Origin of the sequence: Mycobacterium sp. (genome assembly GCF_046095365.1) — a bacterium.
In the GTDB taxonomy this organism is placed as follows: domain Bacteria; phylum Actinomycetota; class Actinomycetes; order Mycobacteriales; family Mycobacteriaceae; genus Mycobacterium.
In genome coordinates this window covers 1-23,923 of sequence record NZ_JBJTJF010000085.1, presented here as the reverse complement: position 1 = coordinate 23,923, position 23,923 = coordinate 1, and the positions used below count along the sequence as shown (strand labels likewise).

The window sequence follows — 23,923 nt, the reverse complement described above, 5'->3', positions numbered from 1 at the left end:
TCTTTCCTGTGCGAGGTCATCGGGGCGGCTCGATCGGCAGCGTCGGGCCGCCGTAGGGAGTCGGGACGGCGAACCGTCCCTCGGGCGCGGGATCGGTCTGCTTGCCCAGGTCCGCGCCCATCGGCGGTCCGTAGGTGTCGTCGCCCGCCGGCCGCGGGGCGTTCTTGGCGCCGCGGATCAGCACCGCGGGATCGTCGTCGCGGCAGTAGGTGTACATGAAGGGCTCCGGGTAGTCCGCCGATGCGGGCGGCATCCGGGGGGTTCCGTAGTCGCAGGTGTACCGCGGATAGATGTCGGCGTTCACCCAGAACCCGTTGTCGTGGATGATGCTGCTCAGCGAGTCGAACAGCGATCCGCGGTAGGTCGGGAACAGGTTGTTCAGCGCGGGCACGCGCAGGTACAGCAGCTCCGATGTGGTGGTCAGATCGCCGAGCAGCTGCACCATGGTCTCGGAGTTGTCGGAGAACAGCGTGTCGACCGCTCCGAAGGTCTTGGGTCCCTGCTCGGTGAGCTGGCGGAAGCCGCCGGTCATCCGGTTCACTCCGCCGAGCACCTCGTTGAAGTTGCCGGTGGCGACCTTCATGCCCTCCTGCTTGTCGGACACCAGCTGAAGGGTCACCCGGCTGGTGTTGAGGATGCTGGTGGTCTGCGGCAGCACACCGTCGAGAGTGGACACCAGGAAGAGGCCGCCCTCGACGAGGTCGTTGAGCTTCTGCGGACCGTCCTTGCTCATGCCCAGCTCTTTTTTGATGAGCTCCATCTTGCCGGTGTCGACCTGCTTGAGCATGCCGTCGGAGTGGGCGAGCAGTTCACCGAGCGTCACCGGGATCTCGGTCCTGCCCATCGCGAAGGTGGATCCGTTGCTCAGGAACGGGGCCTCGCCGTTGCCGCCGTCGAAGTCCAGGTACTGCTCACCCGCCGCCGAGAGGCCGGCGACCCGGGCCTTGCTCGACTCCGACAGCTCGACGCCGTCGTTGACCTTGATCATCGCGTCGACGCCCTCCGGCGTCAGCGACAGGTGCTCGATCTTGCCGATCTGAATGCCGCGCAGCGTCACGTCCTGGTTGGCCAGCAGCCCGCCGGAGGCGGGCAACCGGACGTTGACGTGGTAGGTCCCCTTCAGCGGATTCCACCGCAAGGCGCCGAAGGTCAGGTACGCGATGCCGACGAGGAGGGTGACCAGCAGGGCGATGGCCGACAGCCACGCCTTCTGCCGGTGGCCTGCCTTGACCAGCCCGACGATGCCGTTTGCGAGCGAGCCGATCACGGTGTCGGCCCCGGGACGGGCGCCGCCGGGGCGGGCGGCGGTGGCGCTGGTACCGGGCCGGGCGGCGGCCCGGACGGCTGGACGAACTCACCGGGCGCGGTGGGCCCCGGCGGCGGGCCGACGACCTGCCACTGGCCCGCCTCGGTGGGGCTGGGGATGACCGGCACCTGCGGCACGTTCGGACCGCGCCCGACGACCCGCTCCTGCAACCGGTACAGCGTGTACTGGAAGGACCCGATGAGCTGGTTGTAGTTGGCCCACTTCAGCGGCGAGAAGCCGGGGTCCCCGGCGAAGCCGATGTCGGGGATGCGGCCCAGGATCAGTCGGTCGATGTTGCCGCGCAGCGAGATCGCACTGCCCGAGGTGGACTTGATGACCGGCGGCATCAACTTGTTGATGGAGGCCAGGTTGGAGTTCGGGTCCAGGACGACGTCGTTGAAGTCGCTGGAGATCTTGTTCAGGTCGGCGATCACGCTGCGGCCGCTGGTGTCGGTGCCGTTGATGGACGGGAACTTGTTGATCGACTCAGTCGTCGCCCCGGCCTGAACCACCAGGTCGGCGATCTGGTTGGTGTGCTGGGCGAGTACGTTCGTCGCCGGACCGGCGGCGGTCATCAGATCGACCAGGACGGAGTTCTTCTCGTCGATCCGCCGCGACAGGCCGGACAGCGCCGTCAGCGAATCCGAGATCTGCTCGGTGCGCCGGTCCATCGTGCCCAGCAGCTGGTTGGTCTTGTCGACGAGCTGGCGGAAGTTCTTGCCGCCGTTCTCCCCCGCGGCCTTTCCGGCACCGTTGATCAGGTCGGTGAGGTTCTGCACCGCTCCGCCGTTGACCAGGACCGCGGCCCCGGTCAGCAGGTTCTCCACCGTCGCCGCTTCCGCGGTGTTCTCCATCGGGATGGTGTCGCCGTTCTTCAGCAGCGACGCGCCCGAGGAGTTCGCCGGCGGCTTGAGCGCGATGAAGACGTCACCGAGGGGTGTCGCCGAGCGCAACTCGACGTTGGTGCCCTGCGGCAGTTGGACACCGTCGCGGATCCGCAGGGTGGCGACGGCGGTGTAGTCCTTGGCCTCGAGGGTCTCCATCTCGCCGACATCGGCACCGGCGAGTCGCACCTTGGCGAAAGCCGGCAGGTTCAGCGCGTTCTCGAACACCGCGGTCAGGGTGTAGCCCGATCCCCTGCTGAGACCGGGCTTGGGCAGCGGCAGGCTGGCCAGGCCGTTGGTGGCGCAACCCGCCGTACTCAGCGACACCGCCGCGGCCAGCGCAACCGAGAGCCTTCTCTTCGCAGTCGTCATTTCTGGCCCATCGCCGCAAGCCCGTCGAGAATGTAGGAGACACCGAAGTCAGGCCCGAAGTCCTGCAGTGTCCCTGTGCTGCAACCCAATTGGCGCAGGTGCATCAGGTTGCAGACCTCTTTGATGAGCGGGGTGTCGAACAGGACCTTGTCGGTGAGGACATGCACCCGGGCCGCGCCGTTCTCGCGGTCGATGATGTTGTACATGTTGTCCAGGGTCATGGGCGCGATGTCGAGCACCTCCGCCAGATCGCGCTGGTGCTCCACCATGGTGCCGAGCGCGACGCGACCGCTGTCGACGGCGCCCTTGATGTTGTCGCGGTTCTTCTCCAGCAGGTCGCCGAGCTGGGTCAGGACCAGATTGAGCTGCTTGCCGGTGGTGCCGCTGCCGATGTCCTCGTCGGCCAGGATCTGGGAGAGTATCCGGACGTTGGAGCCGAACTCCCGGAGCGTGCCCTCGTTGGCGGCCGCGCTGTCCATCAGCACGCTGAGGTTGTCGACGACCTTGGTCAGCGACTCCTTGGTCTGCGCGCCGCCGTCAGCGCTGAGCTTGAGCGCCTTGGACAGCTCACCGAGGGCGGACTTGATCCGCTCACCGTTGCCGTCGGCCATCCCGGCCGCCGAGTCGATCAGCGTGCGCAGCGCGCCGTTGCCCTTTCCGTCGCCCTGCAGCGACACCGCAAGGCGGTCGACCATGTCGAGTGTCTTGGTGAACTCGACCGGGGTGCGGGTCTTGGTGAGCGGGATGGTGGCGTGGTCTGCCATCACCGGACCGTCGGTGTAGACCGGGGTCAGCTCGATGGACCGTTCGGCCAGGATCGAGGTCTGCAGCGTGACGGCCTGGGCGTCGGCGGGAATCTTGACGTTCTTGTCGACGGTGAACTCCACCTCGACGTAGCCGTTCCTGGGCGTCAGCTTCTTGACGCTGCCGACCTTCATGCCGAGTACCTGCACGTTGTTGGTCGGGTACAGGCCGGCGGAGTTGTCGAACTGGGCGGTCAGAGTGATGCTGTTCATCCGGGACTGGGCGAGCTTCAACGCGTTGAACCCCACCACGCCGAGGATGAACACGATGATCGCGCCGAACACCAGGAACTGCGAGGTGTTGGAGTAGACGGGAAATCCCTTGCGGCGCTTCACTTGCAGTCCTTGTAGTACTGGATCATGCCGAACTGCTTGGCGCGGCCGCTGATGGCGCACATCCACGAGTCCACCAGGATCCCGTTGGTGAAGGTGGTGTCGAGCGCGTTTCCGGAACCGGTCGCGTTGGCGAAGCCGCGCAGCGTCACCGGTGCCACCTGCAGGATGTTGCGCAGCAGGTCGTCGTGCTGGGCGGCCAGGCCCGTCAGCGTGTTCATGTTGGCCAGCAGCGAGTCGACCTGAGCGCGGTCGGCCACGATCGTGTCGTCGAGAAGGTTGACCAGATCCTTGAGCGACTGCAACATCGCGTGGAATGCGACCTGGCGCGTCACGAACTCCCCGAGCAGCTCATTGCCCTGGTTGACCATCGCGCCGATGCTGGCCTTCTGCCTGCGCAGCGTGCCGGTGACGATGTCCATCGTCTTGAGCATGCTGCCGACCTGATCGCGTCGTTCGGCCATCACCGTCGACAACCGCTTGAGGTTGTCCATCGACTTCGGGATCAGCGGCGGCAAGCCTTCGACCTGCTTGCCGAGCGCCTGTAGCGCGGTCGCCAACTGGTCGGTGTTGACGTCGCCGTAGTTGATCGCCACGTCCTGCAGGGCCTGCTGCAGGTCGTAGGGGACCGCGGTGTGATTGATGTCGATGGTGTTGTTCTCCAGCGGACCGCCCCCGCCCGGAGCCAGCGACAGATACCGCGAACCCAGGATGGTGGTGACCATGATGGTGGCGCGGGAGTCCTTGCCGATGTTGAGGTTGTTCTGAACCTTCATGTCGACGGTCACGTGGTCGCCGTTGAGCCTCAGACCGGTGACGGTTCCGACCGGGATACCGGCGACGACGACGGGGTTCTTCGGTAGCAGGGCCGCGGCCTGAGTGAAGTCGGCGCTGATGCGTTTGTATCCGGGCGCGACCTTGGTGATGATCACCAGGGTCGCCATCAGCGCGACCAGAACGGCCAGCGCCACCAGCCCGACCAGCGTCCGGTTGCGGTCCTCCAGCACCCGCTTGCGCGGCGTGCCCTTGTACTTACGCTCAACCATTGGCCATGTTCCTGCACTTCGGGGTGTGCTTAGCCTGGTTGCCCGGCGTAGCCGCGTTGACGACGATCGGGGTCACGTCGTTGAGACCCGGGAAGAACGCCAGAGCGTTGAGGTCGCATGCGTACACGTTGGCGTAGGCGCCCTCGTTGGTGACCCGGGCCAGACCCTTGAGCATCTTGGGCAGGTTCCCGCCCATGAAGGCCAGCTGCGGCTCGATGGTGACCAGGTGGGCGGCGAACCCCGGCTCCCGATTGATCAGGGCCTGCAGCGACGGGTTGACCTCGTTGGTCACCGAACCCAACGCGCGCATCACCCGGGAGAGCGAGCCCATCGAGGACACCAGTTCCGGCCGGCGGGCGTTGAAGGTGGTGACCATCTGCCGGGTGTTCTGCAGCGTGGTCTCGATGTTGTCGTTCTGCTGGGCCAGCGTGCCGAACAGCCGGTCCATTCCGGTGATCATGTCGCCGAGGAGTTCGTCGCGTCCGGCGAAGGTCTCGGTGAGCTTGCCGGTCTGGTCCACCAGGGTGGCCCATGCGTTGGAATCGCCCTGCAGCCCCTGGACCGCCGCGGCGGTGATCTGGTCGGCGGCCTTGGGGTCGATGGTGGCGAAGAGCGGTTCGTAGCCGTTGAGTACGACACCGACGTCGAAGGAGGGAATCGTGCGCTCCAGGGGGATGACGGTGCCCGCCTCCAACGGCGTCTCGCCGGCCGGCCTCGCCGCGCCCTTGCCCAGGCCCTGGCGCAGATCGAGGTAGCGCTGGCCGACGATGTTCTGGTAGAGGATGGACGCCTCGGTGTCGGAGAAGATCTTCTGCTCGTTCTGCAGGGCGAACTCCACCATGGCGCGACTGTCGTCGGTCAGGTCGACCTTCATCACGCGGCCGACGCGCACACCGGCCATCCGGACGTCGTCACCTTCGCGCAGGCCGAAGACGTCGGTGAACTCCGCCGAGTAGTTGGTGGTGTCCCCTGTCACCGAGCGTTGCAGGGTGGCGTACACCAGCCAGGTCATGATGGCGGTGACCACCAGGAAGATGACCAGTCCCGTAGCGACTTTCGAGAGCTTGCCCTTCATCAGGCCCCCTCTCCGGCGGAGACCGTCATGCCGCGGACCACCGGGGCCATCAGGAGCTGGGTGGCCGTCGTCGCGGGGGCGCCGGTGATGTAGGACAACTGATCTCGTTCCTGCTGGCTGCCGACCGGGCCGACGTTGCCGCCGAAGGAGTACGCGGCGGCCGGGGCGGCCTCGGCCGGCAGGGCGCCGGGCGCGGGCGGAGCAGGCGGTGGGACCGGGGCCGGGCCGGGTGCTCCGGCCCGCGGGCCCGGGTCGCCCGGCAGATAGCCGGGCGGCCACGGCGCGACCGGCGCGATCGGGGACCCGGGGGGCACGGCGACCGGCGTGGGGGTCAGGGCCGGGTTCGCGGTTCCCGGAACCGGCGGGGCCGGAGTCATCGCCGGTCCGTTGGTACCCAGAATGCCGGTGCCGATTCCGGCCGACAGCGGCGGATTCGGGTCGACAAGGTTGGGGCCGTTGGGAAGGATGTACGGCGGCCCGACCGCGACCAGGTTGCCGTTCGGGCCGACCACGGTCCCCGGCGGCGGCATCAGGTCCTTGGGCGGCTGGTAGTTCTGCGGTACCAGCACTTCCGGCAGAGCCGGGCGCACGACGATCTGCGGGGCGGTGAAGCAACTGGGGCCCTTGAGGTCCCCGTAGGTCGGGCAGTCCGCACGGGTGTAGGAATAGGTCGGCGCCAGCGCGAGATTGGCCCGCAGGTTGAACACGTCCATCCCGTCGACCCAGCCCTGGTCGAACTTGTCCGAGAAGGTCTTGACCTTCTGGAATCCGGGCACCCAGTTGTGGCCCGTCTGCGCCAGCACGCCCAGGACCGGCGTGAGGTTGTGGCCGATGGTGATCATCCGGTCGGTCTGGTTGGCGAAGGCGTCGTGGGTCTTGCCGAGCGTGCTGGCGCCGCTGGAGAGCATGGCGTCCAGGTTGCCCTGCTGCTCGACGATCACCTGCATGGGCGTCACCGCCTGATGCAGCGCATCGAGGAGGTCGGGGGCGGTCTGCTGGAGACCCTCGGCGGCGCCGACGAGCGCGCTGAGCATCGAGGGGCTGGTGGTGTCTGGAGCGACCGTCGAATTGAGTTGACTGACAATGCGATCCAGCTGCGCCCCGGCGGTGAGGAACTTGGTCCGGCGGTCGTGGGTGACCGCCTTGACCGCCTCGAGGATGCCCAGCGTCTGGTCGGCGCGGCCCCGTCCGGTCGCGTAGAGGATGTCGCGCAATTTGCTGATCGTGGTCTGGAACAGCACGGTCGGGAGATTGGTGTCCTCGGCGATGTGGTCACCCGTGGCGATCGCCGGCGCGTCGCCGTTGTCGACGAGTTCGACACCGGAAACCGCGAACACGTTGCTCGGCACGACGCGGGCGGTGACGGTGTTCGGGATGCTCTTGGCGTACTCGCCGATCAGGTCAATGCCGACATAGTTCGGGCGGCCGAACTGCGCGGGTGTCACATCGGTGGTGGATCCCACCAGCAGTCCGTGGTAGCGGACGTCAGAGCGGCTCGGCAGGCCGTCGCCGACGTTGTTCAGATCGGCGGTGACCTTGGTGTAGTCCTCCAGCCGTCCTTGCGATTTGGCGATCAGCAGCGCCGCGATGAGGATCGTGACCGCGAGCATGGCTATGCCTGCCAGCAGCAGGTTGCGGTTACTCGGGCCGCGGCCGCTGATGTCGAAGATCTTGGCCATCAGCCACCGAACCTTGCACCGGAGTCCAGGCTGAACATGGCCATCGTCAGCAGCATGTTCACGATGACCACCACCGTGATCGCGGCCCGCATCGCGTGCCCCGCGGCAACACCCACACCCTCAGGGCCGCCGCTGGCGTAGAAGCCGTAGTAGCACTGCAGCACCGCCGATATCGCGACGAAGATGACGCACTTGATGACCGAGTAGACGATTTCCTTGCCGCTGAGCATGAGGCCGAAGTAGTGCATGTAGCCGCCCATCGACCCGCCGCTGATGAGCGAGACGATGACCTGGGTGCTCAGGTAGCTCACGCCGAGGCAGACGATGTAGAGCGGAATGATCGCGGTGATCGAGGCCATCAGCCGGGTGGTCACCATGTAGGGGATGGGCTGGATCGCCATCACCTCGGTGGCGTCGATCTCCTCGGAGATCCGCATGGCTCCCAACTGGGCGGTGAACCGGCAGCCGCTCTGGGTGGAGAAGGCCAGCGCGCAGGCGATGGGGGCCAGTTCGCGGGTGTTCACCAGCGAGGAGATGATGCCGACCGCGGGGCCGAGACCGAGCAGCTGCAGGAAGTTGTACCCCTCGATGCCGACCATGACGCCGACGACGATGCCCAGCACGAGTGCGACGCCGGCGGTGCCGCCGCCGACCACCAGCGAGCCGTTACCCCAGGCGACGTCCGACAGCAGCCGGGTGTACTCCCCGCGGTAGCTCCGCAGCATCGTCGGGATTCCGGCGATGGCGCGGCCGAAGAACAGGATGATGTGCCCGAGCTGCATGATCGGGCTGGTGACCTTGGATCCCAGGTTCTTCAGGGGCTGCAGGACCGGGGGCAGCGGCGTCGAGGGCCTGGCGACCTTCGGCTTGTCGGTGATCGCCATCCCTACAACCCCGTCTTCGGGAAGAGGATCAGGTACAGCTGGCTGATGGCCACGTTGACGATCATCAGCAGCAGGATCGACTCGACCACAGAGGAATTCACCGAGTTCGCGACGCCGATCGAGCCGCCCTTGGTCGACAGCCCCTTCTCGCAGGACACCACACCGACGATCGCCCCGTAGACCACCGCCTTGACCATCGCCAGTTTCATATCCGCCGTCGTGGTGAAGGAGGCGAAGGTCCCGACGAAGCTGCCCGGTGCGCCGTGCTGGAAGTACACGTTGAACAGGTAACTGGCCAGGAACCCGGTGAAACACACCAGCCCGGTCAGCGCGATGGAGATCAGGATGGCCGCGACGAAGCGTGGCACGACCAGACGTTGGATCGGCGAGATGCCGAGCACCTCCATGGCGTCGATCTCGTCGCGGATCTTGCGGGCGCCGAGGTCTGCGGTGATCGCCGACCCGACCGCCGCGGCCATGATTATCGCGGCGACCAGGGACGCCGCCTGCCGGATCACCGCCAGGCCGCTGGCGGCGCCGGACATCGACGTCGCACCCACCTGACCGGCCAGCAGAGCGAACTGCACCGACAGCGTCACCCCGATCGGCAGCGCGACGAAGACCGTCGGCAGCACCGAGGTGCCGGCCATGAAGGCGGCCTGGCGAATGAACTCCTGCCACTGGAATTTGCCGGTGACCAGATCCTTGAACAGCGTCTGGATGATCCGCACGGCCATGATGGCCTGGTTGCCGAGGGTGTTGATCGCGGCCCGCGGGTGACGGTCGACGTAGCCGCCCATCCAGTCGCTGATCTCGCGCACACCGTCTGGCTTGGGCGCGGTACCCGAAGTCGTCATCGACTCAGCGGCCCGCGATCGCGGCGAGAGGGGTACGGCGTCAGCGCGGCGTCACTCGTCTTCAACGGACGGGACCCCCTTCGCCTCTAGATGTCTTCGGGCACGATGCTGTCTCAGGCCACAATCCTGCACACAGTAGGAGCGCCGGACACCCCCTGCAACCGGTTTCAGGATTTTGCTAAAACCAGCCGATGCGTCTCTAATACGCCGCCGAAACGTGGTGTCAGGCCACTGCGGCAGTCGGCGGGTAGCGTGCGGTGCCATGGCCTCGATGCCGCCCACCGTGGTGACCGGCGACGCAGTCGTGCTCGACGTCGCTGTCGCCCAGCTGCCGGTGCGGGCCCTGGGAGCACTGATCGACCTGATCGTCGTCGGAACCGGCTACGTCGTCGCCCTGGTGCTGTCGGCGGCGGCACTGCCCCATTTCGACGACGCGTTCGCCGCAGCGCTCGTGGTGATCTTCACCGTCGCGGTACTGGTGGGCTATCCGGTCGCGATGGAGACGGCAACCCGCGGACGCTCGCTGGGCAAGATGGTGATGGGTCTTCGGGTGGTCTCCGACGACGGCGGGCCGGAGCGGTTCCGGCAGGCCCTGTTCCGCGCGCTGGCCGGTGTCGTGGAGATCTGGATGCTACTCGGCACGCCCGCGGTGATCGCCAGTCTGCTGTCGGCCAGGGGCAAGCGGATAGGCGACATGTTCGCCGGGACCGTGGTGATCAGCGAGCGCGGTCCCAAGTCCGTTGCACCGCCGGCGATGCCGCCGGCGCTGGCCTGGTGGGCCGGGTCGCTGGAGCTCTCCGGCCTGGGACCGCAGCAGGCCGAGATGGCGCGTCAGTTCCTGGCCCGCGCTCCCGAACTGTCCCCCGCCGTCCGCGAGCAGATGGGTTATCAGGTCATGACCGAGGTGGTCTCGCGCATTTCCCCGCCGCCGCCGCCCGGCGCACCGCCGCAACAGGTGCTGGCCGCGGTGCTCGCCGAACGCCACCGCCGCGCACTCGCCCGGATGACGCCCACGTCCCCACCGCCGCCGCCCTATCCGGCCACGCACCCGCCCGCGGCACCGCCGGCTCCCGCGCGCCCGAACGACGGCGGCTTCGTTCCACCGGGCTAGCCGGGAATCCAGTTGCCGTGGAAGCCGTAAGGCACCCGGCGCGGAAGCCTGATGCGGGCAATCGGATCGCCTCCGAAGTCGGTAGCGTCCAGGATCACCAGATCACTGCTGTCGCGGACGGGGTCATAGACGTAGGCCATGTAGTAGCCGTTGTCCTCACCGTCGGGTCCGTCCGTCGACGGGACGAACACCGCCTCGCCGGGACCGCCCGGCGCGTCGGGAGAACCGAAGCGGTGCTCCACTGCCGATCCGGTGTTCAGGTCGTAGCGCACCAGCGCGGCGTCGCCGACCGAGACGGCGAAGCGGGCGGACAGTCCGGCCAGCCGGTCGTCGATACGCGGGAACTCCACCGCCCGGTCGTCGAGCTGGCGCTCGGTCACGGTTCCGTCATCGAGGTTGATGACCCACTCCCACAGAACCGCGCTGGCGCCGAAACCGCCGTCGTTGCGCCACAGCTCCGGGTACCGGACAGCCTGCACCACAATCGAATCGCCGCCTGAGCCGGTTCGGTCGAAGGCGTTGGCGACGTGGAACACGTAGCACGGGTCGACGTCGAACCAGCGGATCTCACCGTGCGGGTCGTCGCGGCGCAGCACGCCGAAGCGTGCGCCGTAGTCGTCATCCCACCGGTACGGCATATCCCCCTTGCCATTGAGGGCGATGTCGAGCTTGAACACGATCGGCAGGTCCATGAAGATCACGTGACCGGCTGTCATGGCGAAGTCGTGCATCATCGTCAGCGCCGGAACCTCCACCGGCCGTTCCACCGTCAGCACGCCGTCGGCGTCGGCCCGGTGGTAGGTGACGTGCGGCTGAAACAGGTTGCCGTAGCCGAAGAAATGCAACTCGCCCGTGGTGGGGCAGATCTTCGGATGGGCCGTCATCGCGTCGTTGAGTTTCCCGTCGAAGTCGTAGCAGCCGACGGTTTCCAGGTCGTTGGTGATCTGGTAGGGCAACGACGACTCGACCAGCGCGAGGGTCTTGCCGGCGTGGTTGACCACGTGGGTGTTGGCCACCGCCGAGCGCAGGTTGCGGGTGCCGTCGAGGTTGTACAGCGGGAAGGGATTCTCGAAGCTGTCCGTGCGCACCCAGCGGTTGCGGTACCACTTGGCCGCGCCGTTCTCGATCCGGACGCCGTGAATCATGCCGTCGCCGACGAACCAGTGCCCGGTGGGCGTCCGCGGATTCGAGCCGTTGCGCAGGTACCAGCCGTCGAGTTCGGGGGGAATGGCACCTTCCACCGGCAGGTCGTGGGCGGTGAGTTCGTCGGGCACCGGGGCGTAGTTGCCCCGCATGTGGAACGGGCTGGCGTCGGGCAGGTTTGCCGGCTCGGCGGCAATATCGGTCATGCCGCCACTCTACTGAGGCATCACCGTTTAGGTTCGGCGCGTTTTTCGTCGCTGGGCGCAGATGAACGCGCCGACTTTCGTGTCAGCCGGAGACGTTGACCCAGCCCAGCGTCCGGTCCACCGCCATGTGCCAGCCCGCATAGCCCTTGTCGCGCTGCTCGGCGGTCCACTGCGGCGTCCAGCGGCGGCCCTCCTGCCAGTTCGCCCGCAGGTCCTCCGGATCCGACCAGTACCCGACCGCGAGTCCGGCGGCGTAGGCCGCGCCCAATGCGGTGGTCTCGGGCACCTTCGGGCGCACCACGTCCACCCCGAGCACGTTGGACTGGATCTGCATGCACAGCTCGTTGAGCGTCACCCCGCCGTCGACCTTGAGCACCTCGAGTTTGACCCCGGAGTCGGCCTCCATCGCCTCGACCACGTCCCGGCTCTGGTAGCAGATGGCCTCCAGGGTCGCCCGGGCGATGTGGGCGTTGGAGTTGAACCGCGAGAGGCCGACGATCGCGCCGCGGGCATCGGAGCGCCAGTACGGCGCGAACAGTCCCGAGAAGGCCGGTACGAAGTAGATGCCGCCGTTGTCCTCGACCTGGGAGGCCAGTGCTTCGCTGTCCGCGGCTCCGCTGATGATGCCGAGTTGGTCGCGAAGCCACTGCACGGCCGACCCGGTCACCGCGATCGAGCCCTCGAGGGCGTAAACCGGTTTGGCGTCGCCGAACTGGTAGCACACCGTCGTCAGCAGCCCGTTGCTGCTGCGGACGATCTTCTCTCCGGTGTTGAGCAGCAGGAAGTTCCCGGTGCCGTAGGTGTTCTTGGCCTCCCCGGGCTTCAGGCATACCTGACCCACCATGGCGGCCTGCTGGTCGCCGAGGCTGGCGGTCACCGGCACCACGCCGCCCATCGGGCCGGCGACCAAGGTAGACCCGTACGGCTGCGGCGAGGAGGAGGGTCGGATCTCCGGCAGCATCTGCCGCGGAATGCCGAAGAACGACAGCAGTTCGTCGTCCCAGTCCAGCGTCTCGAGGTTCATCAGCATGGTGCGACTGGCATTGGTGGGGTCCGTCACGTGGACGCCGCCGTTCGGGCCGCCGGTCATGTTCCACAGCACCCACACGTCGGGGGTGCCGAACACCGCCTCACCCCGTTCGGCCGCCGCCCGCACGCCGTCGACATTGTCCAGGATCCACTGCAGCTTGCCGCCGGAGAAGTAGGTGGCCGGCGGCAGGCCTGCCTTTTGCCGGATGACGTCGCCGCGGCCGTCGGCGTCCAGTGCCGCGGCGATCTGGTCGGTGCGGGTGTCCTGCCAGACGATCGCGTTGTAATAGGGCTGACCGGTCCTGGGGTTCCAGACGATCGTGGTCTCGCGCTGGTTGGTGATTCCCAGGGCCGCGATGTCGGAGGCCTTCAGGTGGGTGTTGTTCAGCGCCGAGGTGACCACCGTCTGGGTGCGGCCCCAGATCTCGGTGGGGTTGTGCTCGACCCAGCCGGCCCGCGGCAGGATCTGCTCGTGCTCGAGCTGGTGGCGGCCGACCTCGAGGCCGTCGTGGTCGAAGATCATGCAGCGGGTGCTGGTGGTGCCCTGGTCGATGGAGGCGACGAACTCGGCCACGATTGCTCCTGGGTCTGGCGCGGACAACTGTGCTGGGAGTCTGCCACCGGAAACGGGGTCATTCGGCGGGATTGGGCACAGATGCCCGAGCGGCAACCCCTTGCGCCGGGGGTGGCGAGGCGGTTGCATCGACAGCGTGGGCGAAGAGGTCAGACACACCAGCTACAGCCGGGCGCACCGCCAGCAGTACCGGCACAAGGTGCAGCAGTGCCTGGACGTGTTCGAAACCATGCTCGCCGAGTCCAGCTTCGAGTTCGACCGCCCGCTGACCGGGATGGAGATCGAGTGCAACCTGGTCGATGCGCACTACCAGCCGGCGATGCAGAACCAGGAGGTGCTCGCCGCGATCGCCGACCCGGCCTACCAGACCGAATTGGGCGCCTACAACATCGAATTCAACGTTCCGCCCCGGCCGCTGCCCGGCCGTACGGCGCTGGAGTTGGAGTCGGAGGTGCGGGCCAGCCTCAATGCGGCCGAGACCAAAGCCGGCGCCGACGGCGCGCACATCGTGATGATCGGCATCCTGCCCACGCTGATGCCCGAGCACCTCGCCGGCAGCTGGATGAGCCCGTCGATGCGATATCAGGCGCTCAACGACTCGATCTTCACCGCCCGCGGCGAGGACATCCTGATCGACATCGCCGGGGCGGAGAGACTGAGCATCCACTCCGAGTCCATCGCCCCGGAGTCGGCCTGCACCTCTATGCAACTGCATCTGCAGGTCTCCCCCGAGGACTTCGCCAGCAACTGGAACGCCGCCCAGGTGATCGCCGCGCCCCAGCTGGCGATGGGGGCCAACTCCCCCTTCTTCTTCGGCCACCACCTGTGGGCCGAGACCCGCATCGAGTTGTTCGCCCAGGCCACCGACACCCGGCCCGACGAACTGAAATCCCAGGGCGTCCGGCCTCGAGTCTGGTTCGGGGAGCGCTGGATCACCTCGATCTTCGACCTGTTCGAGGAGAACGTCCGGTACTTCCCGTCGCTGCTGCCCGAATTGTCCGACGAGGACCCTGCCGCAGAGTTGGCGGCGGGCCGCACCCCGCAACTGTCCGAACTGCGTCTGCACAACGGCACGGTGTACCGCTGGAACCGGCCGGTTTACGACGTCGTCGCCGGGCGGCCCCACGTGCGGGTGGAGAACCGGGTACTTCCGGCCGGGCCGACCGTCGTCGACATGATGGCGAACTCGGCGTTCTACTACGGGCTGCTGCGCACCATCTCCGAGGAGGACCGGCCGCTGTGGACGAAGATGAGTTTCTCTGCGGCACAGGACAACTTCATCGAGGCGGCACGCAGCGGCATGGCCGGCCGGCTGTACTGGCCCGGTCTGGGTGAGGTCACCCCGGATGAACTCGTGCTGCGGCACCTGCTGCCGATGGCCGACGAGGGCCTGCGCCGATGGAAGGTCGCGGCCGGGGTTCGCGACCGCTATCTGGGAGTCATCGAGGGGCGTGCCAAGACGGGCCGCAACGGGGCGACGTGGCAGGTGCAGACCGTCGACCGGCTGGAGGACCGTGGTCTGGACCGGCCGGCGGCGCTGGCCGAGATGCTCAGGCGGTACTGCGCGCTGATGCACAGCAACGAACCGGTGCACACCTGGGAATAGCGCTCAGACCTTGGTCAGGACGGTGGACTCGATGTTGCCGCGGGTGGCCTTGGAATACGGGCACAGCTGATTGGCCAGACCCATCAACTCCTCGGCCTTGGACAGTTCGAGCCCGGGCAGGTAGCCGATGATCTCACTGGTCAGGCCGTAGCCGGTCGGATCCTTTCCGATGCCGACCCGCACGGTGACGCCGGTGGCATCGTCGAGCTGGACGCCGCCGGCCTTGGCGACCACGCGCAGCGCGCTCAGGAAGCAGGCTGCGTAACCGGCCGAGAACAGCAGTTCGGGGTTGACCCCCTGGCCGCTGCCACCCATCTCCCTGGGTGGCCGGGTGTCGAGGTCGATCAAACCGTCGGTGGACTTGACGTGGCCGTCGCGGCCGCCGCCGGTGGCGGTTGACTCCGCGGTGTAGATGGCTTCGATGCTCATGCCTGCGATCTTGCCAGCTGCGGACGGCGCCGGCGGGCACTCCGCGCCTGAAAGACCGTCTGGGCGGAAAGGTATTTCAGCCGGCCAGGAGTTCGGCGATCTGAATGGTGTTCAGCGCCGCGCCCTTGCGCAGGTTGTCACCGGAGACGAACAGCGCAAGCCCGCGGCCGTCCGGGACGCCCGGGTCGCGGCGGATCCGACCGACCAGCGAGTCGTCGCCGCCGGCGGCGGCCAGCGGCGTGGGCACGTCGACGAGGGTGACCCCGGGGGCGACGCCGAGAAGCTCGCGGGCACGCTCGGGCGAGAGGGGACGGGCGAACTCGGCGTTGATCGACAGCGAGTGGCCGGTGAACACCGGAACCCGCACGCAGGTTCCGCTGACCGCCAGATCCGGGATGCCGAGGATCTTGCGGCTCTCGTAGCGCAGCTTCTGGTCCTCGTCGGTCTCGCCGGAGCCGTCATCGACCAGCGAACCGGCAAGCGGCACAACGTTGAACGCGATCGGCGCGACGTACTTGTTCGGCGCCGGGTAGTCCAGCGCACCGCCGTCGTGCACCAGTTTCTCGGCGCCGTCGATCACCGCGCGGGCCTGGGCGGCCAGCTCCTCGACGCCGGCCAGTCCGCTGCCGGAGACCGCCTGGTAGGTGGAGGCGATCATCCGGGTCAGTCCGGCCTCCTCGTGCAGCGGCTTGAGCACCGGCATCGCTGCCATGGTGGTGCAGTTCGGATTGGCGATGATGCCCTTGGGTAACGTCTTTCCGCGCACGTCGCGTTCGAAGTTGACCTCGCTGACCACCAGCGGGACATCCGGGTCTTTGCGCCACGCCGATGAGTTGTCGATGACCGTAACCCCGGCCGCTGCGAACCGCGGCGCCTGCACCCGCGACATCGTCGCCCCCGCCGAGAACAGCGCGATGTCCAGGCCGGACGGGTCGGCTGTCTCGGCGTCCTCGACCTCGATCTCCTGTCCGCGGAAAGCCAGCTTGCGGCCCTGCGAACGTGACGACGCGAAGAATCGCACGCTGGTGGCGGGAAATTCTCGCTCTTCCAACAGCTTTCGCATGACGACGCCCACCTGGCCGGTAGCGCCGACAACACCGATGTTGACCATCTAGCGGCCCGTCCCGGCGTAGACCACCGCCTCCTCGTCGCCCCCGAGATCGAATGCCTCGTGCAGCGCGGCGACGGCCTTGTCCAATTCGGAGTCCTTGATCAGCACCGAGATCCGGATCTCCGAGGTGGAGATCAGGTCGATGTTGATCCCGACCCGTGCCAGCGCCTCGCAGAACGTGGCCGTCACACCCGGGTGGCTGCGCATGCCGGCGCCGATCAGCGACACCTTGCCGATGTGATCGTCGTAAAGCACGTCGGTGAAGCCGATGTCTCCCTGCAGCGAGTTCAGCTTCTCCACCGCCTTGGGGCCAGAGTCGCGCGCACAGGTGAAGGTGATGTCGGTTTTGCCGTCCTCCACCTTGGAGATGTTCTGCAGCACCATGTCGATGTTGACGTCGGCATCGGCGACGGCGCGAAAGACCTTGGCGGCGTAGCCCGGAACGTCAGGGACCCCGACGACGGTGACCTTTGCCTCGCTGCGATCGTGGGCCACTCCGGTCAGGATGGCGTCTTCCATGGCGGTGTCCTCGATAGATCCGGTCACGATGGTTCCGGGTTTGTCGGAGTACGACGACCGGACGTGAATGGGTACGTGATAGCGGCGGGCGTACTCCACGCAGCGCAGCATGAGCACCTTCGCCCCGCAGGCCGCCATCTCCAGCATCTCCTCGAAGGTGACGGTGTCCAGACGGCGGGCGTTGGGGACGATCCGCGGGTCGGCGGTGAAGATTCCGTCGACGTCGGTGTAGATCTCGCAGACGTCGGCGTCCAGAGCGGCGGCCAGTGCGACCGCGGTGGTGTCCGAGCCGCCCCGGCCCAGGGTGGTGACGTCCTTACTGTCCTGGCTGACACCCTGGAAGCCCGCGACGAGGACGATCTGGTCCTCGTCGAGCGCGGTGCGCAACCGGCCCGGGGTGACGTCGATGATCTTGGCGTTGCCGTGTGTGCCGGTGGTGATGACGCCGGCCTGCGAACCGGTGAAGGAGCGGGCCTGCGCACCGAGGGACTCGATGGCCATCGCCACCAGGGCGTTGGAGATCCGCTCGCCCGCGGTCAGCAGCATGTCCAGTTCGCGCGGCGGAGGCGAGGTGGCCACCTGGCGGGCCAGGTCGAGCAGTTCGTCGGTCGTGTCCCCCATCGCCGACACCACGACGACGACGTCATTGCCCTGGCGTTTGGTCTCGACGATGCGCTCGGCGACGCGGCGGATCCGCTCGGCGTCGGCCACCGATGATCCGCCGTACTTCTGCACGACGAGCGCCACTGTCCGTCCCTTCCGGGGTTGGGGTTGTCCTTAAGGATAAGGGGGCTGTCGGCGCCGGTATCCGCGGGTAATCTCGCTGCAATGCCTGACCAGCCGACAGACCGGCTCGCCCGCACCAGTGTCCCGATCCATCCCCCGATCGCCGCGCGGTGGAGTCCGCGCGCGTTCGACCCGGACGCGCAGGTCACCCCGGAGCAGGTGGCCGCGCTGCTCGAGGCCGCCCGATGGGCCGCGACGTGGGGCGGACGCCAGCCGGTCCGCTTCGTCGTCGGGACCAGGTCCGGCTCCGACGGGACCTTCGACACCCTGGCCGGCCTGCTCAGCCGGGGCAACGCCTACGCGAAGGCGGCGTCCGCGTTGATCCTGGTGTGCGCCGACGAGGGCGAGGACGACAACACCGCGCTCTACAGCGCGGTCGACGCCGGAGCGGCCGAGGCCAACCTGATCATCGAGGCGGTGTCGCGCGGCCTGATCACCCATCCGATGGCCGGATTCGACGTCGACGGAGCCCGCACCGCGTTTTCCATCCCGGAAAAGGTACGACCGCTGATGGTGATCGCCGTCGGGTTCCTGGCGGACTACGCCGCGGTGAGTCCCGAGATCGCCGAACGGGATTCCAAACCCCGCCAACGACTTCCGCTCGAGGATGTGGCCTTCGGCGGAAGCTGGGGCCGGCCCTGGTCCGGCTGACTCAGACGCCCGGGGCCGCCGAGCTCGCCAACCCGGCCCCGACGACGAAGGTGGCGATGACCAGAACCAGCGCCGAGGCGGGCCAGATCCACATCCTGCTCCCGCGCCGGGCCGCGTGGACCATGCCGCCCAGGCCCACCAGCGCCGCCAGGACCAGCCCACCCCAGGTGACCACATAGGCCCAGGTGACCAGCGAATCGCGGCAGTTGTCGTGGCCGCACGCGTCAGTGGCCATGACGAAGAAGGGCGAGAAGAACAGCGAGACGAGCCCCGCCAGCACCGCCAGCACGGTCAGCACGATCGACGCCACCCGATCGGCGGGCGAACGGTGCGGATGGGAGGCCGGCGGAGACGTCATGGCCGCGATTGTGCCTGGTGAGGCAACGGGAGTACAGTGCTAGACGTGCAGCGGGTGCTCCTTCTCGGACGCCGCGACGGGGTCTGATCCAGACCGGCCTCCCGTCGCGGGTGTTCGCGATGCGCCGGTCTGAAGTCCCCTTCAACTTCCCGGAGCGAACATCGTGACCACCCAGAACTTCGATTCCGTCGACGCCTACATATCGGCGCGCACCATCAAGACCCCCGCCGGCCCGCCCCGCCCGGGCCAGCCGGCCTGGAACGCCCAGCGCGGCACCGCGATGCCGGTGAACCGCTACCGGCCGTTCGCGGGTGAGGTCGAGTTGATCTCGCTGCCCGACCGCACCTGGCCGGACACGGTGATCGAACACGCCCCGGGGTGGTGCGCGGTGGACCTGCGCGACGGCAACCAGGCCCTGATCGACCCGATGAGCCCGGCCCGCAAGCGGCGGATGTTCGACCTGCTGGTCAAGATGGGCTACAAGGAGATCGAGGTCGGCTTCCCGTCGGCCAGCCAGACCGATTTCGACTTCGTCCGCGAGATCGTCGAGCAGGGTGCGATCCCCGGGGACGTCACCATCCAGGTGCTGACCCAGTGCCGGCCGGAACTGATCGAGCGCACCTTCCAGGCCTGCGACGGCGCCCCGAACGTGATCGTGCACTTCTATAACTCCACCTCGATACTGCAACGCCGGGTGGTGTTCCGCGCCGGCCGTGACGAGGTCAGGAAGATCGCCACCGACGGCGCCCGGAAGTGCCTGGAGGAACAGGCGAAACACCCCGGCACGCGGTGGCGCTACGAGTACTCTCCGGAGTCCTACACCGGAACCGAGTTGGCCTACGCGGTCGAGGTCTGCGATGCGGTCGCCGACGTCATCAATCCCACCCCGGACTGGCCGCTGATCGTCAACCTGCCCGCGACGGTGGAGATGACCACCCCCAACGTCTACGCGGACTCAATCGAGTGGATGAGCCGTAACCTGAAGCGGCGCGACTCGATCATTCTGAGTCTGCATCCGCACAACGACCGCGGAACCGCAGTCGCCGCAGCGGAATTGGGCTATCAGGCCGGAGCGGATCGTATCGAGGGCTGCCTGTTCGGCAACGGTGAGCGCACCGGCAACGTCTGCCTGGTGACACTCGGGCTGAACCTGTTCTCCCGTGGTGTGGACCCTCAGATCGACTTCTCCAACATCGACGAGATCCGCCGCACGGTCGAACACTGCAATCAGTTGCCGGTCCACGAACGTCATCCCTACGGCGGCGACCTGGTGTACACCGCGTTCTCCGGCAGCCACCAGGACGCGATCAACAAGGGCCTGGACGCCATGAAGATCTCCGCGGACGAGGCCGACGCCGACGTCGACGACATCCTCTGGCAGGTGCCCTACCTGCCGATCGACCCCAAGGACGTCGGGCGCACCTACGAGGCCGTCATCCGGGTGAACTCGCAGTCGGGCAAGGGCGGGGTGGCCTACATCATGAAGGCCGACCACGGTCTGGTGCTGCCGCGCCGGCTGCAGATCGAGTTCAGCCAGGTGATCCAGCGGATCACCGACGGCGAGGGCGGCGAGGTCTCCAGCAAGGAGATGTGGGACGCCTTCGCCGACGAGTACCTGGCGCCGGTTCGCCCGCTGGAGCGCATCCGCCAGAGGGTGATCGGCTCGGAGGTCGACGGCGGCACCGACGTCATCGAGGCCACCGTGAAACTCGACGGCGTCGAGACCGAGATCCGCGGCGAGGGCAACGGCCCGCTGGCGGCCTTCGTCGACGCGCTGGGGACGGTGGGAATCGACGTGCACGTGCTGGACTACTCCGAGCATGCGATGTCGGCCGGCGAGGAGGCCGCGGCGGCGGCCTACGTGGAGGCATCGGTCAACGGCAGAACGGTGTGGGGGGTGGGCATCGCCACCTCGATCACGACCGCTTCGCTGCGGGCGGTGGTTTCGGCCGTGAACCGGGCCGCCCGGTCGGTCTAGAACAGGGCGAACTGCTGGCCCTGGTCGACGGACTGCTGGAATTCGTCGATGCCGGTGCCGCCGGCCACGGCCGTCACGCTGTGCATGAACTGCTCGTCGGAAACCGTGGGGACGCCCAGTTCACGGGCCTGAAAACCCTTGCCGTGCTCCGCTAGCGGCTCGTTGCAGATCACCAGCGACGTCTCGGGGTCGACCGCGTCGGCGTAGGACAGGCCGGCATGCAGGATGCGTTCGACGAGTTCCTCGTGCGTGCGGTTGACCTCCGCCGACAGTGCGACGCGCATCCCCTGCACCAGTGGGCGGCCGTGCTGGTAGCGGCCGGGGTTCTGGTACGGACAGGGCATGCGCGAGGCCAGCATCTTCAGCGGGCGCAACTCCTCGTGCGTGACGGTCCCGTTGGGCCAGCGGCGCCGGGTCACCGGACGGACCGGCAGCCACACATCGCGGGCGCGTGCCCGTTGCAGTGCCGGCGTGAGCACCCGGGACAGCACCAGGGCGTCGTCGAACGCGTCGTGGGCTTTGGTCTGCGGGATATCCCAATGCCGCGCAAGGGTTTCCAGCCGCAGGTTGTCCAGCCCGAGATCGAGCCGGCGGGTCAGCTCGACCGTGCACATGACGCTGTCGACCGGCAGGACGGCGCCTGCGAGTTCGGCCTCTGCGATCAGGAACGAGTAGTCGAAGGCGGCGTTGTGGGCCACCAGCGTCCGGCCGTGCATCAACTCGGCGACCTCGGCGGCGATGTCGGTGAAGGTCGGCTGGTCCTCGAGCATCTGCGCGGTGATCCCGTGCACGTGGGTGGGGCCGGGGTCGACGCCCGGATTGAGCAGGCTGACCACCGAGTGCTCCACGTTCCCCACGGCGTCGAGAGCCAGTGCGGCCACACTCAGGACTCGGGCGTGGCCCGGACGGAAACCGGAGGTCTCGACGTCCACGACGACCCAGCCGTCGGACGGCTCGCTCGCCGGCCTTCCCCAGGTTTGGCTCACAACCGTCAGGATGGCACGCGCCCCCGACAGCCCGCGGCACATCGGGTCCGTGTCGGCGGGGCCGTCTTCTGACCGGAATACACTCACCTGCGATGCCGACCACCAACCGCCCGCACCGGATGACCGTGCGCGGCCGCTCCGCGCTGGCCCTCGGATCGGCCGCCCGCTGGGCGTCCCGGATCACCGGCCGCGGCGCCGGGGCGATGATCGGCGGCCTGGTGGCGATGACGCTGGACCGCTCGGTGCTTCGGCAACTGGGCGGGGGACGGCGCACGGCGGTGATCACCGGGACCAACGGCAAGTCCACCACCACACGGATGGTTGCCGCCGCGCTGCGGACGCTGGGGGCGGTGGCGACCAACGGTGAGGGCGCGAACATGGACGCCGGTCTGGTGGCCGCGCTGGCAGCCGACCGCGATGCCGCGCTGGCCGCCCTCGAGGTGGACGAGATGCACGTCCCACACGTGGCCGACGCGGTCGAGCCCGCCGTCATCGTGCTGCTCAACCTGTCCCGTGACCAGCTCGACCGGGTTGGCGAGATCAACCACATCGAGCGCACCCTTCGAGCCGGCCTGGCCCGTCACCCCGGCGCGGTGATCGTGGCGAACTGCGACGACATCCTGATGACCTCGGCGGCCTACGACTGCCCGAAGGTGGTCTGGGTGGCCGCCGGCGGAAGCTGGGCTGCCGACTCCGTCAGTTGCCCGCGCAGCGGCGAGGTGATCGTGCGCGAGCAGCAGCACTGGTACTCCACCGGCGCCGCCTTCGAACGACCCACACCGTCGTGGTGGTTCGATGAGGAGAACCTCTACGGCCCGGACGGTTTCGTGTGCCGGATGCGGCTTGCCCTGCCCGGAGTTGTCAATCGGGGCAACGCCGCCCAGGCCGTCGCCGCGGCGGTGGCGATGGGCGCCGAGCCGGCGGCGGCTGTCGAAGCGGTCTGCGGCGTCGACGAGGTCGCCGGGCGCTACCGGACCGTCCATCTGGGCAGCCACACCGCGCGACTGCTGCTGGCCAAGAATCCGGCCGGGTGGCAGGAAGCACTGTCCATGGTCGACAAAACCGCTGCGGGAGTGGTGATCTCGGTCAACGGCCAGGTTCCCGACGGGGAAGACCTCTCCTGGCTGTGGGACGTCCGGTTCGAGCATTTCGAGGGCACCTCCGTCGTCGCGGCCGGCGAACGTGGCACCGATCTGGCCGTGCGGCTGGGATACGCCGGTGTCGAGCACTCGCTGGTGCACGACACCGTCAGCGCCATCGAGTCCTGCCCGCCAGGCCACGTCGAGGTCGTCGCCAACTACACCGCCTTCCTGCAGTTGCAACGCGCCCTGGAGCGTCGCTCGTGATCAGGATCGGCCTGGTGCTCCCCGACGTGATGGGCACCTACGGCGACGGCGGCAACGCGGTCGTGCTGCGACAGCGGCTGCGGCTGCGCGGGATCGGCGCCGAGATCGTCGATATCACCCTGGCCGACCCGGTTCCGGATTCACTCGACCTCTACACCCTCGGAGGCGCGGAGGACTACGCCCAACGGCTTGCGACCCGCCATCTGCTGCGCCACCCGGGCCTGCAGAGAGCGGTGCAGCGCGGCGCGCCGGTACTGGCGATCTGCGCGGCCATCCAGGTGCTCGGCCACTGGTACGAGACTTCGGCCGGCGAACGGGTCGAGGGGGTGGGACTGCTCGACGTGACCACCTCGCCGCAGCCGGAACGCACCATCGGCGAAGTGCTCTCGGAGCCGCTGGTCGATGGACTCTCCCAACCGCTGACGGGGTTCGAAAACCACCGCGGCGGAACGGTTCTCGGTCCGGATGCCCGTCCGCTGGCGGCCGTGGTCAAGGGCGCGGGCAACCGCCTTGGGGACGGGTTGGACGGCGCGGTGCAGGGCAGCGTCGTGGCGACGTACCTGCACGGCCCGTGCCTGGCGCGCAACCCCGAGCTGGCCGACCACCTGCTGTCGAAGGTGGTGGGCCCGCTGCCGCCGCTGGACCTGCCCGAGGTCGAACAACTGCGCCGACGAGCTCACCCTGGGCCGCGCCCTGTCCGGCCGCCGCGCCATGGTCTAGCGGGGCGTCCCTCGTCGGCCCCGTCGGCCCGCTCGCCGATCCTGTTGAGCAGCTGGCGGATTCGCAGCTGATCCGGGCCGATGCCGGACAGCGGGTCAAGAGCTCCGCCGAGCACGTGGTAGCGGCCGCGG

General features: G+C 67.9%; 20 protein-coding genes and 2 pseudogenes. 6 read left to right on the top strand and 16 right to left on the bottom strand.

Annotated features, from left to right (window positions below; translation table 11 throughout):
• Positions 1 to 16: 16 nt before the first annotated feature.
• The 8 genes from ACKOQ4_RS07520 to ACKOQ4_RS07485 form a co-directional block, all read right to left on the bottom strand.
• Positions 17 to 1,267, bottom strand: coding sequence for an MlaD family protein (locus ACKOQ4_RS07520; RefSeq protein ID WP_526290411.1), 1,251 nt, complete (start codon positions 1,265 to 1,267; stop codon positions 17 to 19).
• On the bottom strand, positions 1,264 to 2,562 hold the full coding sequence (locus ACKOQ4_RS07515; protein WP_526290409.1) for an MlaD family protein: 1,299 nt from the start codon (positions 2,560 to 2,562) through the stop codon (positions 1,264 to 1,266). The genes ACKOQ4_RS07520 and ACKOQ4_RS07515 overlap by 4 nt, the downstream gene beginning before the upstream one ends.
• On the bottom strand, positions 2,559 to 3,701 hold the full coding sequence (locus ACKOQ4_RS07510; protein WP_526290407.1) for an MCE family protein: 1,143 nt from the start codon (positions 3,699 to 3,701) through the stop codon (positions 2,559 to 2,561). The genes ACKOQ4_RS07515 and ACKOQ4_RS07510 overlap by 4 nt, the downstream gene beginning before the upstream one ends.
• Complete coding sequence (locus ACKOQ4_RS07505) at positions 3,698 to 4,744, bottom strand: MCE family protein (RefSeq protein ID WP_526290405.1); 1,047 nt, start codon at positions 4,742 to 4,744, stop codon at positions 3,698 to 3,700. The genes ACKOQ4_RS07510 and ACKOQ4_RS07505 overlap by 4 nt, the downstream gene beginning before the upstream one ends.
• Positions 4,737 to 5,819, bottom strand: a complete 1,083-nt coding sequence (locus ACKOQ4_RS07500) for an MlaD family protein (RefSeq protein ID WP_526290403.1) — start codon at positions 5,817 to 5,819, stop codon at positions 4,737 to 4,739. Before ACKOQ4_RS07500 ends, ACKOQ4_RS07505 begins: the two co-directional genes overlap by 8 nt.
• The gene (locus ACKOQ4_RS07495; protein ID WP_526290401.1) at positions 5,819 to 7,498 is read right to left on the bottom strand and encodes an MlaD family protein; all 1,680 of its coding nucleotides are present in this window, start codon (positions 7,496 to 7,498) and stop codon (positions 5,819 to 5,821) included. Before ACKOQ4_RS07495 ends, ACKOQ4_RS07500 begins: the two co-directional genes overlap by 1 nt.
• Entirely contained in the window at positions 7,498 to 8,280 is a 783-nt protein-coding gene (locus ACKOQ4_RS07490) for an MlaE family ABC transporter permease (RefSeq protein WP_526290445.1), read from the bottom strand. Before ACKOQ4_RS07490 ends, ACKOQ4_RS07495 begins: the two co-directional genes overlap by 1 nt.
• Before the next feature lie 104 nt (positions 8,281 to 8,384).
• Entirely contained in the window at positions 8,385 to 9,239 is an 855-nt protein-coding gene (locus ACKOQ4_RS07485) for an MlaE family ABC transporter permease (protein WP_526290399.1), read from the bottom strand.
• A 262-nt stretch (positions 9,240 to 9,501) separates the two neighbouring features.
• Here ACKOQ4_RS07485 and ACKOQ4_RS07480 point away from each other — a divergent pair, with 262 nt between their 5' ends.
• Positions 9,502 to 10,350 carry an RDD family protein gene (locus ACKOQ4_RS07480; protein WP_526290397.1) on the top strand — a complete coding sequence of 283 codons (849 nt, stop codon included), beginning with the start codon at positions 9,502 to 9,504 and terminating at the stop codon, positions 10,348 to 10,350.
• On the opposite strand, the gene ACKOQ4_RS07475 is transcribed toward ACKOQ4_RS07480, so the two are convergent.
• The gene (locus tag ACKOQ4_RS07475) at positions 10,347 to 11,699 is read right to left on the bottom strand and encodes a carotenoid oxygenase family protein (protein ID WP_526290395.1); all 1,353 of its coding nucleotides are present in this window, start codon (positions 11,697 to 11,699) and stop codon (positions 10,347 to 10,349) included. The two genes, ACKOQ4_RS07480 and ACKOQ4_RS07475, sit on opposite strands and share 4 nt — an antisense overlap.
• An 82-nt stretch (positions 11,700 to 11,781) precedes the next feature.
• On the bottom strand, positions 11,782 to 13,251 hold the full coding sequence (glpK, locus tag ACKOQ4_RS07470) for a glycerol kinase GlpK (protein WP_526290443.1): 1,470 nt from the start codon (positions 13,249 to 13,251) through the stop codon (positions 11,782 to 11,784).
• 187 nt (positions 13,252 to 13,438) lie between these two features.
• On the opposite strand from glpK, the gene ACKOQ4_RS07465 reads away from it, so the two are divergent.
• Entirely contained in the window at positions 13,439 to 14,908 is a 1,470-nt protein-coding gene (locus tag ACKOQ4_RS07465) for a glutamate-cysteine ligase family protein (RefSeq protein ID WP_526290393.1), read from the top strand.
• Between the two features lie 3 nt (positions 14,909 to 14,911).
• Here the strand turns inward: ACKOQ4_RS07465 and ACKOQ4_RS07460 are convergent, their stop codons facing one another.
• The 3 genes from ACKOQ4_RS07460 to ACKOQ4_RS07450 all read right to left on the bottom strand — a co-directional run bounded on the left by ACKOQ4_RS07460 (position 14,912) and on the right by ACKOQ4_RS07450 (position 17,714).
• Entirely contained in the window at positions 14,912 to 15,337 is a 426-nt protein-coding gene (locus tag ACKOQ4_RS07460; protein WP_526290391.1) for an organic hydroperoxide resistance protein, read from the bottom strand.
• A gap of 76 nt (positions 15,338 to 15,413) precedes the next feature.
• Positions 15,414 to 16,448, bottom strand: a complete 1,035-nt coding sequence (locus ACKOQ4_RS07455; protein WP_526290389.1) for an aspartate-semialdehyde dehydrogenase — start codon at positions 16,446 to 16,448, stop codon at positions 15,414 to 15,416.
• The gene (locus ACKOQ4_RS07450; RefSeq protein ID WP_526290387.1) at positions 16,449 to 17,714 is read right to left on the bottom strand and encodes an aspartate kinase; all 1,266 of its coding nucleotides are present in this window, start codon (positions 17,712 to 17,714) and stop codon (positions 16,449 to 16,451) included.
• A gap of 81 nt (positions 17,715 to 17,795) precedes the next feature.
• Here ACKOQ4_RS07450 and ACKOQ4_RS07445 point away from each other — a divergent pair, with 81 nt between their 5' ends.
• Positions 17,796 to 18,404: a nitroreductase family protein gene (locus ACKOQ4_RS07445; RefSeq protein ID WP_526290385.1), complete on the top strand. Its 609-nt coding sequence runs from the start codon at positions 17,796 to 17,798 to the stop codon at positions 18,402 to 18,404.
• Position 18,405: 1 nt separating this feature from the next.
• Here ACKOQ4_RS07445 and ACKOQ4_RS07440 read toward each other — a convergent pair whose 3' ends face one another.
• Positions 18,406 to 18,762, bottom strand: a complete 357-nt coding sequence (locus ACKOQ4_RS07440; RefSeq protein ID WP_526290383.1) for a hypothetical protein — start codon at positions 18,760 to 18,762, stop codon at positions 18,406 to 18,408.
• Positions 18,763 to 18,925: 163 nt separating this feature from the next.
• On the opposite strand from ACKOQ4_RS07440, the gene leuA reads away from it, so the two are divergent.
• Positions 18,926 to 20,740 (top strand): 2-isopropylmalate synthase, encoded by a 1,815-nt coding sequence (gene leuA, locus ACKOQ4_RS07435; protein WP_526290381.1) that lies wholly within the window; start codon positions 18,926 to 18,928, stop codon positions 20,738 to 20,740.
• Here the strand turns inward: leuA and ACKOQ4_RS07430 are convergent.
• A complete protein-coding gene (locus tag ACKOQ4_RS07430; RefSeq protein WP_526290379.1) occupies positions 20,737 to 21,768 on the bottom strand; it encodes a DEDDh family exonuclease in 1,032 nt (343 codons plus the stop codon). The two genes, leuA and ACKOQ4_RS07430, sit on opposite strands and share 4 nt — an antisense overlap.
• A gap of 77 nt (positions 21,769 to 21,845) precedes the next feature.
• Between ACKOQ4_RS07430 and ACKOQ4_RS07425 the strand changes: the two genes are divergently transcribed.
• Positions 21,846 to 23,072 carry a MurT ligase domain-containing protein gene (locus tag ACKOQ4_RS07425; protein ID WP_526290441.1) on the top strand — a complete coding sequence of 409 codons (1,227 nt, stop codon included), beginning with the start codon at positions 21,846 to 21,848 and terminating at the stop codon, positions 23,070 to 23,072.
• Positions 23,069 to 23,743 (top strand): annotated as a pseudogene (locus ACKOQ4_RS07420) (type 1 glutamine amidotransferase); the annotation flags it as partial. The gene ACKOQ4_RS07425 and the pseudogene ACKOQ4_RS07420, both read left to right, overlap by 4 nt.
• Positions 23,744 to 23,805: 62 nt before the next feature.
• Here ACKOQ4_RS07420 and ACKOQ4_RS07415 read toward each other — a convergent pair.
• Positions 23,806 to 23,923, bottom strand: a pseudogene (locus ACKOQ4_RS07415) (recombination mediator RecR); the annotation flags it as partial.